The organism is Labilibaculum sp. DW002 (assembly GCF_029029525.1).
Classification (GTDB): domain Bacteria; phylum Bacteroidota; class Bacteroidia; order Bacteroidales; family Marinifilaceae; genus Paralabilibaculum; species Paralabilibaculum antarcticum.
The window spans coordinates 119306-135623 of sequence record NZ_JAKJSC010000006.1 but is presented as its reverse complement, the minus strand read 5'-3'; the positions used below and the strand labels follow the sequence as shown (position 1 = coordinate 135623).

The window sequence follows — 16318 nt, the reverse complement described above, 5'->3', positions numbered from 1 at the left end:
TATGGGCAATAATAGATTAATTATCAGCAAAATATACTACATTGTTTTTGTACTACTGTTATTCATTTCGGTAGACATGCATGCTCAAACCAGTATTTCTACCCTTAAAAAAAGGAAAGAGCAAAATGCGAAAGACATTGCTTATACTAATACTCTATTAAAGAATACTTTAAAAACCAAAAGTGTAAGTCTTGGCCAGTTAAATCTGTTAAATCAAAGAATTAAGGCTAGACAAGCACTTCTAAAATCAATAGAAAATGAGATTTCTTACATGGGATCTCAGATTGATAAAACGAATAAAGAAGTAAAAACTCTAGAGAGTGAGTTGCTTAAATTAAAGGATCAATACGCCAAGGTGATATTGTATGCGTACAAGCAAAAGAATTCATACGAAAAGTTGATGTTTTTGCTTTCTTCGAAAGATTTTAATCAGGCCTATAAGAGGTACAAATATTTGCAACAATTTTCAGAATACAGCCGAAAGCAAGGCAAAACAATAGCTCTTAAAAGGGAGAGCTTAGAGGTTAAATTGAACAGCTTGAACTTGGCGAAAAAGGAAAAACTGGTTCTTTTATCAGAAAAAACAAAAGAGAACAATAGTTTAACACAAGAAAAATCGCAGCAAGCGGCAATTGTTTCTAAGCTAAAGAAAAAAGAAAAGCAATTAAGAAACGACCTGAGAAAGCAACAGCAGTATTCAAAAAAATTAGAGAAGGAAATTCAACGAATTATTGCTCGCGCAGCGAAGTTGGCTTCTAAGAAAAAAACGGGAACAGGTAAATTTGGTTTAACGCCAGAAGAGAAAGTTTTATCGGCCTCCTTCGATAAAAATAAAGGTAAATTGCCTTGGCCAACGAAAACAGGCTTCATCTCAGAAAAATTTGGCGAGCACAAACATGCAGTACTTAAGCATGTTAACGTTCGAAACGATGGTGTTAACATTACGACTGATGCCAAGTCAGAATGTCGATCTATTTTTAAAGGTGAAGTAACGCATATCTTATCCATGCCAGGCTTGAATAATGTAATAATTATTCGTCATGGAGAATTCTTTTCGGTGTATTCGAACTTGTCTAGTGTAGTCGTTAAAAAAGGAGATACAGTTACTGCGAAAGAGAAAATTGGAGTTGTTTACACAGATCAAGCGCAAAGTCAAACGGTTCTAAAATTCCAGTTGTGGAAAGGCAGTACTAAGCTAAACCCTTCTTTGTGGTTGTATCGTAATTGATTCTTTTTACGTAAGATATTGGTATGGAGACCAGTCAAGACATTTTCATTGAAAAATTAGATCGATTTATTCGAAAATACTATCAAAATCAGCTTCTAAGAGGTTCGCTTTTGGGTATTATTCTTGCATTTTCCTACTTTATAATTATTTCCTATTCTGAATATTTACTTTACTTCTCGGTTCCCTTTCGAACCTTTTTAGCCATCTTTTCTTGTGTGTTTTTCGGAATCCTTCTTTTCCGTCTTATTTTATTACCACTGGTTGGATTGTTACGAATTGGCAAAAGAATTTCTTATCGACAAGCAATTGGGATTATAACAAATCATTTTCCTGAAGTACAGGATCGCTTGGTGAATACTTTAGAGCTTACTGAATTATCAGAGAAAAATGGAACGCTTAATAATTCACTTTTGGTTGCAAGTATTAACCAAAGAATAGAATCCATTCGATTAATTCCATTTCGAAAAGCCATTTCATTTAAGTCTAATATCAGCTTTGTAAAATACTTGCTAATTATCGCGATTGCTATTGTATCTGGTTATATTTTTATGCCTGATATGTATTCTGCTAGCACAAATAGGTTAGTGCATTTCAGACAAGAATATAGCCCGCCTGCTGACTTTAAATTTGTGATGGATACATCATTAATGAAAGTAGTTAGAGGCTCAGATTTTAATTTAAAAGTAGCAACAGAGGGAAAATATGTTCCAGCTGATGTTTACCTTATCTATGGTGGAAATCAATTTTTACTGAAAAAGGAAAAAGGGAATACTTTTTCTTATGCCTTTAGAAACTTAAATTCAGATGTGTCTTTTTATTTAAAGGCAGGTAAAGTCATTTCGAAAACCTATCAGATTGAACTCCTATCTAAGCCCGGAATTAACGCATTTAATTTACTGATTAAGGCTCCTGCATATACAAATATCCCTTCCAAAAAGGAAGAAAGTTTAGGAGATGTTAGCGTGCCAGAAGGCTCTTTGCTGCAATGGTCTTTTGAAGCTGACGATGCTAGTAATATTCAAATGTTTCTGAAAGATTCTGTGCGCTTAATCAATTCTAAAAAGGCATCTCTAAACTATCAATTTTCAAAGGAGATAAGACAAAAAACCTCTTATCGAATCTATCTCGACAATGATCATTTTAAGAATTTACAATATGCCAATTATAAAATAGATGTAATTCCTGATTTGTATCCACAAATAAATGTGTCTTCCTTGCAAGATTCTGTTCTAACATCAGGTTATTATTTTAAAGGTATCATTAAGGATGATTATGCTTTTTCAAAATTGCGCTTTTGTTATATTTTGAACGACCAAATTCCCGTTTACATTCCAATATCGATTAATCGAAAATTGAGTTCGCAAGAGTTTTATTTTGCTTTCGATTTTACGAGTGTTGATTTTTCCGAAGGAAGTCAAATCCAGTATTATTTCGAAGTTTTTGATAATGATGCTGTGAACAGTCCTAAAATGACACGTTCTCAACAATATTCTTTTTTAATTCCAGATTCGAAACAGTTGTATGATTTAAATACGACCATTCAAGATAGCATTGCCAATCAAATTGAACAAGGAATTGATTTGAGTCAATCGATACAAGATGACATTAAGCGTATGCAAAAAAATCTTCTTGACGGTATGGGAGATAAATGGCAACAGCAACAAATGTTTCAAGAAATTGAAGAAAAGAAGAAAAATTTAGACCAATTATTAAATCAGATAAAAAATGAGAATGGGAAGAAAAATCAATTGATGAATTCAATGGGTAAAAAAGATTCTCTTCTTCTTGAAAAACAAAAACAGATCGATCAGCTTCTGGAAAATGTGATGGATGATGATTTGAAAAAATTATTCGAAGAATTCAATAAATTGGCCGAAGAATTCAAACCAGAAGAATTAAATAAGCTTGGAAACAAAATTCAGATGTCTTTCGACGATTTTCAGAAACAAATGGATCGCAACCTTAGTTTGTTGGAACGTTATGATATTGAGATACGTATGAATCAAATCGCCGATAGAATTGAGAAATTAGCTGATCATCAAGACGAAATCAGTACCCTAGCCAAGAAAGAGGGCGAAAAAATGAAATCTCAGCAACTTGAGGATAAGAAAAAATGGGACGATTTACAAAATGACTTAAAAAAATTATTAGAAAAGAATTCTGGTATTAATGACCCATATCAATTTGATGATTCTTCAGATGATGTTCAGGAAATTTCAGAGAAAATGAAAGAAACTGAAAATCTATTGGAGAATGGAAAAAATTCTAAGGCGACAAAAAATATGAAGGGTACTTCAAAAATGCAAAAAGCCCTTTCTCAAAAATTAAAGAATAATCTTGCACAATCGGTAGGAGCACAATTAAGTGTTGACATTGACAATTTAATTCGTTTAATGAATAATTTGATAGATTTCTCTTTTCAACAGGAAGATCTAATAACAGATTACAAAAGGATAGATTATCGAAATCCTTTGTTTGTAAAAATGATTGAGCAGCAAGCTGTCTTAAAAGAGGAATATATTTTAATTCAGGATTCCTTACTTTCTTTATCTTCTCATTCTCCTCAAGTGGCAGCTTTAATAGGAAACAGAATTTTTGACATTAGCGATTACTTAGATCAAATATTAGAGTTCGCGAATAATAGAAGAAAAGTTCAGGCCAATATTGCACAACAAAAATCGATGACTGAAATTAATGAGTTAGCAGTTTTCTTATCGGAGGCATTGAAGCAATTGATGGAACAAATGGCTAACGGAATGCCGGGGAGTCAGATGGGGGATAAGAAAGGTAATCAACCTTCCTTTTCTGGTATGAAGTCGCAACAGGAATCTTTAAAAAAGATGCTTGAACAGATGATTCAGGAAATGAAAGATGGAAATGGAAAACCAGGTTCAAAAGAGAAGCTAGGCAAGTTTTTGCAAAAACAGGAAATGTTTCAGCAAAATTTGCGTGAAATTCTTCAAAAAGGAGGGATTGGAGATGAAAGCGAGAATATATTACGTGAAATAATGAAAATGATTGATAAAACGGAAGTAGAAGTATCAAATTTTTCTATAAATTCGAATACTCTTAAAAGACAAAATAGAATTATTTCGCGTTTGTTAAAGGCCGAAAACGCCCAGAGGGAAAAAGATTTTGATAAAAAAAGAGAAAGTAAATCGGGGCAAAGTCATAAATTGAGTAACCCTAAAGCAATATTTAAGTATAAAAGAGTACGAACAGATTTTGAAGGCGTTTTCAATGACTCTTATGTAAAGATGTTCGATTATTATAACAAATTGTATTTGGACTACATGATTAATATTAACAATGACTAAATCTGAAAAATTGCTAATCTTTCCATCCGAATTAGAGAACATAACTAGAGTAGAAAAACTCATCGACGACATTTCATCATCTCACAATTTAAGTGCTGAGATATATGGAAAAATCTCTGTTGCCATAATCGAGGCTGTTAACAATGCAATCTTGCATGGGAACCAATTAGATATTTCTAAAAAAGTAAAGATAGAATACGATATTGACGACGAAGCAATTAGCTTTTTAATTGAAGATGAAGGGAAAGGTTTTGATTTTGCAAGCATACCTGATCCAACACTTCCTGAAAATCTTGAAAAAACACATGGTCGTGGTATCTTTTTAATGAACCACTTGGCTGATGACATTGAATTTAATGAAAATGGTGCATTGGTTGAAATGAAATTTAGATTAGTATAAATGTTGATTACATATGATTCGTGTGAAACTAGTATTCCCGCGATTGATCAAGAGCGTATAAGCAATTGGGTCAATCGCGTTGTTGTTAATAATGGTTTCGAAATAGGGGAGATTAATTATTATTTTTGTTCTGATGATTATTTGTTAGAGATGAATCGTGAACATTTAAATCACGATTATTTTACAGATATCATTACGTTTGACTACACTATTGCGGATATCATATCAGGAGATTTATTTATTTCTGTTGATACCGTTCGTGATAATGCCAAAGACTATCAAGTTGATTTCTTTGAAGAGCTACATAGAGTGATAGTGCATGGCGTACTTCACTTGCTTGGGATTGATGATAAGTGTGATGAGGATCAGGAAATAATGACCCAAAAGGAAGATGAATCATTAGCTTTACTTTCCAAGATTCATTAAGTTTGTGAAATTTTTTTAATCTATCAAACTGAATTATAGCGATTTAACGCTTTGTGGCGTTTTGTATTTTATTGATATTCAGTATTGTAGATAAAATAATTATCTTTGTAGATAGATAAAGAATTACGAATATATATATCTTTTATTATATGTTAGCTAAATATGATGTAATAGTAGTTGGTGCTGGTCATGCAGGTTGTGAGGCAGCAACTGCAGCTGCCAATCTGGGATCCTCAGTGCTTTTAATCACTATGGATATGAATAAGATCGCTCAAATGTCTTGTAATCCTGCTATAGGTGGTATTGCTAAAGGGCAAATTGTAAGAGAGATTGATGCACTAGGGGGCTACACTGGTATTGTAACCGATAGATCATCCATTCAATTTAGAATGCTAAACCGTTCCAAAGGACCAGCTATGTGGAGTCCACGAGCTCAGTGTGACCGTATGGTGTTTTCTGCAGAGTGGAGAACAGTTGTAGAAAATACAGATAATCTGGATATGTGGCAGGATGCTGTCGTGGGACTTTTGTTTGAAGGGGAGAAAGTTGTTGGTGTTAAAACAAAGCTTGGGATCGATATTAAATCTAAGACAGTTGTTTTAACCAATGGAACATTCCTTAATGGCTTAATGCACGTTGGTCGTAAGCAGGAAATGGGGGGCCGTTCTTCAGAGCCAGCTTCATTAGGAATTAGTGAGCAGTTAAAATCTATTGGTTTCGAAGTCGGTAGAATGAAAACAGGAACACCTGCTCGTTTAGACGGAAGAAGTATTGATTTCTCAGTAATGAAACGTCAGGATGGGGAAGAGGATTTTCATCGTTTTTCATATTTAGATAATCATGTTGATAAGGAGTTGATTCAACGTCCTTGTTATATTACTTATACAAACCCTGAAGTTCATTCAGAACTTGAACTGGGTTTTGAAGAATCACCAATGTACGATGGAACCATTCAGAGTACAGGTCCACGTTATTGTCCGAGTATTGAATCGAAGCTCACAACCTTTGCCGAGAAAAAAGAACACCTTTTGTTTCTTGAACCGGAAGGAGAAACAACACGTGAGTATTACATCAATGGTTTTTCTTCTAGTTTGGCTTGGGACATTCAGTTGAATGGATTAAAAAAAGTTCCTGGCTTAGAAAATGTCAAAATGTATCGTCCGGGATATGCTATTGAATACGATTATTTTGCTCCAACACAACTGCATCATACATTAGAAACAAAGCTGATTGAGAATCTATATTTTGCAGGTCAGATAAATGGAACTACGGGATATGAGGAAGCTGGAGCTCAAGGAATGCTTGCCGGAATAAATGCAAGTTTGAAAGTTCAGAATCGTGATGCTTTTACGTTAAAAAGGGATGAAGCTTATATCGGTGTTTTAATTGATGATCTTGTAACAAAAGGAGTGGACGAGCCTTACCGAATGTTTACCTCTCGTGCCGAATATAGAATTCTATTGCGTCAGGATGATGCTGATGTAAGGTTGACACCAAAAGCATTTAAGCTTGGTTTGGTGGAGCAAAAGCGTATTGATTTATTAGAAGAGAAGATTGCTTATAGAGATAAATTAGTTACCTTTTGTAAAGAGTTTAGCTGTAAACCAAAATTCTTAAATCCTGTTTTAGAAAAATTAGGAACTTCACCTTTGAAGCAAGGAGTTAAATTACATGATATAATTTTACGTCCTCAGGTAACGATTTTAGATTTAGTAGAAGATGTTCTACCTTTGAAAGAAATTGTAGAATCTATTCCAAATAGGAGGGAAGAAATTGTGGAAGCGGCAGAAGTCTTGATCAAGTATGCTGGTTATATCGAAAGAGAGAAATTGATTGCTGATAAGTTAACAAGATTAGAAAGGATTGTAATAACAGATCGTTTTGATTATACGACACTGCAGTCATTATCTACTGAAGCACGTCAAAAATTAGATAAAATTAAGCCTGAAACTATTGGACAAGCATCGCGTATTCCAGGAGTTTCTCCTAGTGATATAAACGTTCTTTTAGTCCTTATGGGGAGGTGATGTTCCACGTGGAACTAAGGAGTATTTTAAAAAAGTTTACTCCTTAAAACGCCCGAAATTGCCTTTTTGCTTTCGCAAAAGATGATTTCGGGCGTTTTGGGAAGCAATAAAGGCTTAAATCAGTAATCATTCAGAAGAAACAATAATAGAAAAGAGATGGCAAATAAAAATTTTTCAATAGCAGGAAATGTAATTGATGTTATTTCTCGTGAAATACGAAAGGCAGAAGTGAAAGTGGAGGATGGTGTAATTGTAAGTATTACTCCTAAGGAATCTGTTCCGGATTGTTATATTCTTCCAGGCTTGGTTGATTCACATGTACATATTGAAAGTTCTCTTTTAATACCAAGCCGATTTGCAGACTTAGTTGTAAGAAAAGGAACTTTAGGAGTTGTTACGGATCCTCATGAAATAGCAAATGTATTAGGAGAGATTGGAATTGACTTCATGATTAATGATGCCAGGAAGACACCCTTGGAAATTCGATTTGGAGTGCCATCTTGTGTTCCTGCAACGCCATTCGAAACTTCGGGTTTTAAGTTAGGAGCAAATAAGGTTGAAAGTTTGTTGAAGAGAGAAGAAGTGGTTTGTTTGGCAGAGGTAATGGATTACCCCGGTGTTATAAATGAAGATTTGGAGGTGATGAAGAAAATTGTTGCCACAAAGAAGTTAGGGAAGAAAATTGATGGTCACGCTCCAGGTGTAAAAGGGGACGACTTGCGGAAATATGTCGCAGCAGGAGTTTCAGCAGATCATGAATGTTCAAATATGGAAGAAGCTCTGGAGAAGCTTAATTTGGGAATGAAGATACAAATTAGAGAGGGAAGCGCAGCAAAGGATTTTGAAGCTTTATATTCTTTAATTGATTCTCATCCTGAAAAAGTCATGTTATGTACAGATGATACTCATCCTGATGATTTATTTGAAAGAGGTCATATTAATTACCTTATTAAAAAAGGACTTAAAAAAGGACTTGATTTGTTTTCATTGCTTCGGGCTGCCAGCTATAATCCAATTCATCATTATGGTCTAAATTTGGGTTTGCTTCAGGTGGGTGATGCCGCAGATTTTATCGTAATTGATAATCTTGATTCTTTTTCGGTTGAACAGGCTTATCGAAAAGGGGAATGCATTTATAAAGACAAGGAAGTTTTATTTGAGGTAAATAATGAGATCATTCTAAATAATTTTAGTCGTAAGCCAATTCAATTATCCGATATTCGAGTAGAACCACAAAATGGAAAAATTCGAACGATGCTGGTAAAGGATGGTGATTTGATTACGGATTCAATTTTGTGTGAGCCAAAGATTCAGGATTCAAATGTTATATCTGATGTGGAGAATGATTTGCTGAAAATGGTTGTGATGAGTCGTTACGATAATGGAAAACCTGTGGTCGGATTTGCTAAAGGCTTTGGATATAAAAAAGGGGCTATTGCAGAAAGCATAGCACATGATAGCCATAACATTATTGCTGTAGGAACAAGTGATGAAAACTTATTACAGGCGATTAATACTTTAATAGAAATAAAGGGAGGGATTGTTGCATCAAATGAAGGCAGAACTGAAAGTGTCAATTTAGAAGTAGCCGGTTTAATGTCTAATAAAACAGGAGAGGATCTAATTAAAGATTACGAAGTTTTAAGTGATTTTGCCTCTGGTTTTGGATCGAATTTTCATTCCCCTTTTATGACGCTAGCATTTATGTCTTTGTTGGTAATTCCAAAGTTAAAATTATCGGATAAAGGCTTATTTGACGTAAATCAATTTAAAGTGGTTAATCTTTTTTCAGAAGAGTAAGCTATCTTAGAGGAAAATTATAATCTGTGATAAAAAACAAAAATATAGATCATTTAAAGTCTCTGGTTTCAGCTTTGCCTGAAGAGCCAGGCGTATATCAATACTTTGATGAGAACAATACGATTATATATGTAGGAAAAGCAAAGCGACTCAAAAGAAGAGTTGCTTCCTATTTTAATAAAGTTCACGATTCAGCGAAAACCAATATCATGGTTCGGAAAATTGTGGATATAAAACACATTGTTGTAGAGACGGAAGAGGATGCGTTATTATTAGAGAATAATCTGATAAAAAAACACCAACCTCGTTACAATGTTCTTTTAAAGGATGACAAATCATTTCCTTGGATTTGTATTAAGAAAGAAGCTTATCCAAGGGTACAGGTAACACGTCATTTGGTGAAAGATGGTTCGGAATATTTCGGTCCCTATACAAGTGTTAAGATGGTTCGAATTTTGATGGATATGATTCGTTCTTTATATCAATTGCGAACGTGTAACTTGCGATTAACAGATGAAGGCATTAGCGATTTAAAGTTTAAAGTTTGTTTAGAATACCATATCGGTAATTGTAAGGCGCCATGTGTAGGGAAGGAGAGCAGAGAAAACTATGAGCAAACGATTCAAGATATTCGTAATATTTTAAAAGGTAATATTGGAACTGTTACTTCTCATTTAAAGGAAAAGATACAAATTCTTGCTGCTGATTTTAAATTTGAGGAAGCTCATATCATTAAAGAAAAACTTGAACTACTAGCAAAATATCAAAGTAAATCTACCATTGTAAATCCCTCAATTAATAATATTGATATTTATTCAATTCTAGATGATGAGAATTTTGCTTACGTTAATTTCTTGAAAGTTGTAAATGGTGCCATCATCCAAGCACACACAATCGAGATGAAGAAAAAGCTGGATGAATCGAAAGAAGATTTATTGGCTTTGGCAATAACCGAAATTCGTCAGAAAATATTTAGTACTGCAAAAGAGATATTGGTTCCATTTGAATTGGATTTGCCAATTCAGAATATACGTTTTATAGTTCCTCAACGTGGTGACAAGCGAAAATTACTTGACCTTTCGCTTCGGAATGTGAAATATTACCGTCTCGAGAAGTTAAAGAAGGGTGATAAATCATTAAAACAGTCCCATTCTGATAGAATTGTTCAAACTATGAAAACTGATTTGCGCCTAAAGGATGCACCAGTACATATTGAATGTTTTGATAATTCTAATATTCAAGGAACACACCCGGTTGCATCTTGTGTTGTATTTAGGAACGCGCGACCATTCAAAAAAGACTATCGCCATTTTAATATTAAGACCGTTGTTGGAGCAAATGATTTTGCTTCCATGGAAGAAATTATTTACAGAAGATATCGAAGATTACTTGAAGAAGGAAAGAGCTTACCACAATTGATTTTAATTGATGGTGGAAAAGGACAGTTGGGTGCAGCTTTAAATAGTTTAGATAAGCTAGATCTTAGAGGAAAGATATCGGTTATTGGTATTGCTAAAAAATTGGAGGAGATCTATTTTCCCGGTGATCCATATCCATTGTATTTGGATAAGAATTCAGAAACCCTTAAAACCATTCAACATCTGCGAAATGAATCGCACCGTTTTGCAATTACTTTCCATCGACAAAAACGGTCAAAAGCGTTTATTAGCTCAGAATTGGACAAAATTGAAGGAATTGGACCAAAATCAGTTCAGAAGTTAATCCAAAGGTTTAAGTCGGTAGATAATGTGAGGATTGCCACAATCGCAGAACTGGAAACAGAATTAGGAAAATCTAAGGCCTTAACTGTCTATAAATATTTCAATTAACCAGTTTAGTTAATTGAAAAGTTTATGTGAAAATGTCTTCTAAGAAGTGACGAAATTTTCTAAAAAAGTGCATTAATTAACTGATTTTCATCTAAATTATTAAAGTATTCATCTAAATCGAGTCCTTTAAGTGTCTTTAAAACAGTGTTTTTGTTGTGTTTGTTGTCCTGAAGTAAGTTTTCAAAGGATTTTATTTGATCAAATTGGATGCAATTACCATCAAGTTCAACTTTTTGAATCAGTCCTTTCTCAATTTTAAGTTTTACCTCTAAAATATTACCGCCAGGAAAATTCGAAAGTTTCTCAAAACTATAATTAGGAGAGTAGCCATAGTTCCATTCCCAATTATTATATTTTTCTGTCATGAGCACTTCTATCTTTTCTTTATCAGAATTATTTAGTTCAAATGCTTTGGCATCAGGAAAATTGGATCGAAGCTCCTCAATAATCAGTTTACTAAAAGCATCGAGCGATAGAGGAGAGGATAGGTGATCACTGATGTTAGTTACACGACTTCTAATCGATCGAACACCTCTGTCCTTAAACTTGAGTGGATTTACCTTTAAGAGGCTATTTAAGCGGTTCAAATCGCTTGAAAAAAGCATGGTGCCATGTTGCATTACTTTGCTTCTGTAAATATGAGATGCATTGCCTGAGAACTTCATTCCATCAATTGTCAGATCACTTTTCCCTTCAAATTTTGCATTTACGCTTAGCTTTTGTAGGGTATCAATAATTGGCTGACTGTATTTCTGAAAATCTACCAACTTGCCTTTTTCACCTTTCTTGATAAAGCAGTAATTTAAATTTCCTTCATCATGAAAAACCGTTCCACCTCCCGAGAGCCTTCTCACAACTGGAATGTTTTCTTCCTCTGTTTTTTCCAGGTTAATTTCAGCTAAGGTATTTTGATGTTTTCCAACGATTAGAGCAGGGCAGTTGGAATACAAAAAAAAGAAATCCTCTTCATAATTTTTTAAAAGATATTCCTCCGTTGCTAAATTGAAAGCTGGTTGATGCGATGAACTGATAAAATATAACATATTGGTCTTGCTTGTTTTTTTGATATACAAATATGATTATTATTTGCGAATTATCTTAATTTAGATTGAATTTCAATAGGGTGCTTTGAAAGCTTTTCCCAAGTTAGTTATCCGTTAGGTATCAAAGGGAAAAGCTTATATTTGAGAGAATTTCAAAATGTTATTTTAATAAATATTTAGTTATGCGAGTTGTGATTCAGAGAGTTACGGAAGCGTCAGTGCGAGTGGATTCTGAAATTATTGGTCAAATTAAAAAAGGATTGATGGTTTTGGTGGGTATTGAGAATGAAGATTGCTTGGATGATGCAGAATGGCTCAGTAAAAAAATCTGTAATCTTCGAATTTTCGATGATGAAGATGAGGTAATGAATAAATCTTTGATAGATGTAGATGGAGACATTCTGGCAATCAGTCAGTTTACGCTGCATGCTAAAACTAAAAAGGGAAATCGACCATCATATATCGCAGCAGCAAAACCAGAGGTTTCAATACCTCTTTATGAAAATTTTGTTGCCTGTTTGGAAAAGGTATCTGGAAAAAAAGTCGAAACTGGAATGTTTGGTGCCGAAATGGAGGTTTCTTTAACTAACGATGGTCCAGTTACCATTGTAATGGATACTAAAAACAAAGAATAAGCTATGAATCAGATCGGAATAAAGGAAGCTCAAGAAATGGTCGATCAATGGATCAAAAAATATGGCGTTCGCTATTTTAATGAACTAACCAATATGGCTATTTTAACCGAAGAAGTAGGTGAGGTGGCTCGTATTGTTTCTCGTAAATATGGCGAGCAATCTTTCAAGGAAAGTGATAAAAAAGTTGATTTAGCAGATGAAATGGCCGATGTTTTATGGGTTTTAATGTGTTTGGCAAATCAGACGGGAGTCGATTTAAATGAAGCTTTTCAAAAAAATATAGAGAAGAAATCACAGAGAGATAAGACGCGTCACCTAAAAAATGATAAACTCAAGTAATTATCCTTGCACCTGGAGTGTGGTTAGAGTGCTAAAATAATGTTTTATTGAGATCTGATTTAATAGAGGTATATCAAATCATTTGAAGCACAAATTAATCAATATATTTATTAGTTTTGTGTTCATGTTTTCAAATTAATATGATCATTCTATCATAAAGCATCTAAATGAAGCTAAGCTTATACCTATCTCTATTTTTTCTTCCATTTTTCTCTTTATCACAAACTAATACGGACTTTGATTCGATATTTGCTAGGGGAGAACAGTACCTGCATACCAATTTCGATTCTTGTTTAAATAGTATTGAGTATCTTAAAAAACTCCCTGACTTAAACGATCTCCAAAAAATTAGAATTGAGTTTTTGGAGGCCAATGCAAAATGTCAACAACAAAGCATAGATACTACAATACTAATTCTTACGAATTGTTTGGAAGAGATTAACCACACTTATCCTGAGAATATAGTGGTTAGGGCAAAAATATTAATGCTTTTGGGTAGTATAAAGTCATCAAACTCTAATGTTGATGAAGGAATACCGGAACTACTAGAAGCTTTAGAATTATTAAAAAAATTTGAAAATAAAGATCTGAAGCATTATTGCATACTTAAAATAACCGAAGCACATCGGGTAAAAAAACAGTTTAAAATTGGCTTCGATTTACTTTACGATTTACTAAAAGAAAGTGGCTTATCGGTTCGTAATAGGTGCAATTTATATGGACGCTTGGCTTCCTTTTATGAAGAATGTATAACAGGTGAAAGTGAATACAACATACCAAATTTTAATCGCCTTGATTCAATATTTAAATACACCAGCCTATCTGCCCAAATTGCCGAGCAGTATAACTTAAAGAGTTTAAAAGCATCTTCTTACAACCAGTTGGGGCATTTTATGATGCATTATAGATTGGAGCCGGATACTGCAGTTTTTTACTTGAGACGTGCTGCACAAACTTTTAAAGAGCTTGATGATTACCCTAATTATGTGAACGTTAGTAATAATCTTACCTGTGCTTATCAGAAAAAAGGGCAATTTCAGAAAGCCATAACAACAGGCAAGCAATTATTAGGCATAAGAAAAGGAGAGGAGTATCCTCAAATTTATCGCAAGACTTATCAATATTTATCCGATTCGTACGACTCTATAGGCGATTATCATTTGGCTAAAAAATACCTGGAAAAAGTATACTTTGTAGAGAAAAGCCTATTTAAGAGTTACTTAGATAAAGAAGTTACTGCCTTAACAACAAAATACAATTACGAGTTAAAGGAAGCTCAACTTTCAGAAGAAAGACATAAAGGGCATTTTAGGTTGACTTTATTTATTGGGATTTTTCTGATTACCATTACTTTATTGATCGTAGCCATTGTGATTAATCGATTGCGAAAAATGGTGTTTTTGCAAAAGCAAAATCAGATGAAAAATAAGAATGCCATTTTGCAAAATAACATTATTCATCATAACAAAACACTTACAATGAATGCTTTGCGTTTTGTTCAGAATGATAATTTACTAAATGAGATATCGCAGCGAGTAGGAGCTATGGAGTACCTTAAAAAAGCGGACTTAAAGGAGGCAATCCAAAAATTGATTTCTGAAATTAGAGTGAGCAAAAAGAATGAGGTTTGGAGCGATTTTGAAAAGAGTTTCAAAGAAGTTCATATCGATTTTTATAAAAATCTGGCAAAAGACCATTCTACATTAAGCTCGAAGGAACTACGCTTGTCAGCCTTTTTAAAGCTCAACCTCAGCAGCAAAGAGATTGCAGCCATTAACGGCACCTCTCTCCGTTCTGTTGAAACCGCCAGACACCGCTTGCGGAAAAAACTAAATGTGCCCGAAGAAACAGAATTAAACAGCTTCTTTCAGCAATTTTAGATTTTTTATCCTTACATCTTAAATTTTTCCTCCTCGTTTCTAGAGCTTAGTCGAAGGAAGGAGGAGTACCCGTCCCGAAAACTTCCGGGATTACGAGGGGTAGATAATTTAAAATTATAAGTATAGTCAACTTCCAAGCTATACTCACAAAAACCACCACGCTTAAAACCTGACAGGTTTACTTAAAAAACGCCTTCTGTTTTATAAAAACGTCCAAAAAGGGGGTACGTCACTTCTACTACATTTGCTTTAATATGCATGTTGCCAGTGTTCTGTATGTTTAATTTTTATGAGCCTAAGTCAACAATATTTTCACCTCGTAAATTAGATTTGTATTGTAAATTTTACCCCAAAGACACGCACATTTAAACACTAAACAATAATTAATATGAGTGTTAATATCAAATTGCTAAAACAGATTATTATACTAAGTATAGTTTCTGTTATTGTATTTAGTTGTTCAAAAGATGAAACAGAAATTACATCAAATATCGACGTTATTTATTCGATAGGAGGTCTTGGAGATTCTTATGTTGATAATATTTTTAAAGGAGTGGTTCAGGCAAAATATGACTATCAGCTATCTGTAAATCATTTATTCCCCGAAAATATTAGCGAAGTAGAGTTTATGATTGATAGTATAATTACCACAGATTATAATAGACTATTAATTCTAGGAGATGTTGCCTATGCCGACATTATGGATAAGCACTCAAATGAATTTTTAAATGAGGATATTCTATTACTTGATGGGAGCACTGATGCTGATATTTGGTCTGTAGGCTTTTCGTTCTATGGTGCTGCATATTTAGCTGGATTAACTGCGGCCGAAATTAATTTATGCGATACCGCAGCATTTATTGCCGGCATGCCACTGCCTACCTTAAAGGATTGTTATAATGGCTTTTCCGATGGGTTTTTAGCCAATGGAGGGAAACATGTTTCTCTTAATTATTTAGATTCGGGAGTGAGTGGCTTTTCCATGATGGAAGAGGCTGAAAATTTAACTAGAAGTTTAATTGATGATGTCGATTTGGTTGTAGCAGCAGCAGGAGGTTCAAATTTAGGAATTTTCAATGTAATTCGTGAAAATCCAAAAACTCTTGCAATTGGGATTGATACAGATCAGTCGCATTATGCACCCAAATCTATAATTGGTTCCATAACAAAGAATATCGACAATCTTGTTTTAAACTGTATTCAAAAGTATCAGGATGAAGGTTATTCTACCGGACATACAGTTTATAATTTAGAATCCTCATATACTGGATTTCTTCTTAATTCTTATTTTGAGAATAGCTTGAATGGTATAGTTACAAATGGAAAGGATGAAGCTATCAGAAAGGAGAATGAATATCTGGAACAGAAATAATACTAAACACCATTTATCTTAA

Annotated in this window: 12 protein-coding genes; 11 read left to right on the top strand and 1 reads right to left on the bottom strand. The window is 33.9% G+C overall.

The features are described from left to right. Position 1: 1 nt before the first annotated feature. From L3049_RS18030 to uvrC, 7 genes are all read left to right on the top strand, one after another. Positions 2-1228: a murein hydrolase activator EnvC family protein gene (locus tag L3049_RS18030; protein WP_275111221.1), complete on the top strand. Its 1227-nt coding sequence runs from the start codon at positions 2-4 to the stop codon at positions 1226-1228. Positions 1229-1251: 23 nt separating this feature from the next. Then, positions 1252-4545: a DUF4175 family protein gene (locus tag L3049_RS18025; RefSeq protein ID WP_275111220.1), complete on the top strand. Its 3294-nt coding sequence runs from the start codon at positions 1252-1254 to the stop codon at positions 4543-4545. Continuing rightward, a complete protein-coding gene (locus tag L3049_RS18020) occupies positions 4538-4945 on the top strand; it encodes an ATP-binding protein (RefSeq protein ID WP_275111219.1) in 408 nt (135 codons plus the stop codon). The genes L3049_RS18025 and L3049_RS18020 overlap by 8 nt, the downstream gene beginning before the upstream one ends. Continuing rightward, positions 4946-5371: an rRNA maturation RNase YbeY gene (gene ybeY, locus L3049_RS18015; protein WP_275111218.1), complete on the top strand. Its 426-nt coding sequence runs from the start codon at positions 4946-4948 to the stop codon at positions 5369-5371. A gap of 149 nt (positions 5372-5520) precedes the next feature. Continuing rightward, entirely contained in the window at positions 5521-7398 is a 1878-nt protein-coding gene (gene mnmG, locus L3049_RS18010; RefSeq protein WP_275111217.1) for a tRNA uridine-5-carboxymethylaminomethyl(34) synthesis enzyme MnmG, read from the top strand. Between the two features lie 156 nt (positions 7399-7554). Beyond that, positions 7555-9198 (top strand): adenine deaminase, encoded by a 1644-nt coding sequence (gene ade / locus L3049_RS18005; protein WP_275111216.1) that lies wholly within the window; start codon positions 7555-7557, stop codon positions 9196-9198. A 26-nt stretch (positions 9199-9224) separates the two neighbouring features. Beyond that, a complete protein-coding gene (gene uvrC, locus L3049_RS18000) occupies positions 9225-11027 on the top strand; it encodes an excinuclease ABC subunit UvrC (protein ID WP_275111215.1) in 1803 nt (600 codons plus the stop codon). Between the two features lie 59 nt (positions 11028-11086). Here uvrC and lplA read toward each other — a convergent pair whose 3' ends face one another. After that, positions 11087-12070: a lipoate--protein ligase gene (lplA, locus tag L3049_RS17995; RefSeq protein WP_275111214.1), complete on the bottom strand. Its 984-nt coding sequence runs from the start codon at positions 12068-12070 to the stop codon at positions 11087-11089. A 182-nt stretch (positions 12071-12252) separates the two neighbouring features. Here lplA and dtd point away from each other — a divergent pair, with 182 nt between their 5' ends. The 4 genes from dtd (at position 12253) to L3049_RS17975 (ending at position 16296) form a co-directional block, all read left to right on the top strand. Further along, complete coding sequence (gene dtd, locus L3049_RS17990) at positions 12253-12705, top strand: D-aminoacyl-tRNA deacylase (protein WP_275111213.1); 453 nt, start codon at positions 12253-12255, stop codon at positions 12703-12705. A gap of 3 nt (positions 12706-12708) precedes the next feature. Then, positions 12709-13044, top strand: coding sequence for a nucleotide pyrophosphohydrolase (locus L3049_RS17985; RefSeq protein ID WP_275111212.1), 336 nt, complete (start codon positions 12709-12711; stop codon positions 13042-13044). A gap of 167 nt (positions 13045-13211) precedes the next feature. Then, on the top strand, positions 13212-14924 hold the full coding sequence (locus L3049_RS17980; RefSeq protein ID WP_275111211.1) for a hypothetical protein: 1713 nt from the start codon (positions 13212-13214) through the stop codon (positions 14922-14924). A 388-nt stretch (positions 14925-15312) separates the two neighbouring features. After that, positions 15313-16296, top strand: coding sequence for a BMP family ABC transporter substrate-binding protein (locus L3049_RS17975; RefSeq protein WP_275111210.1), 984 nt, complete (start codon positions 15313-15315; stop codon positions 16294-16296). The last annotated feature ends 22 nt before the right edge of the window (positions 16297-16318 follow it).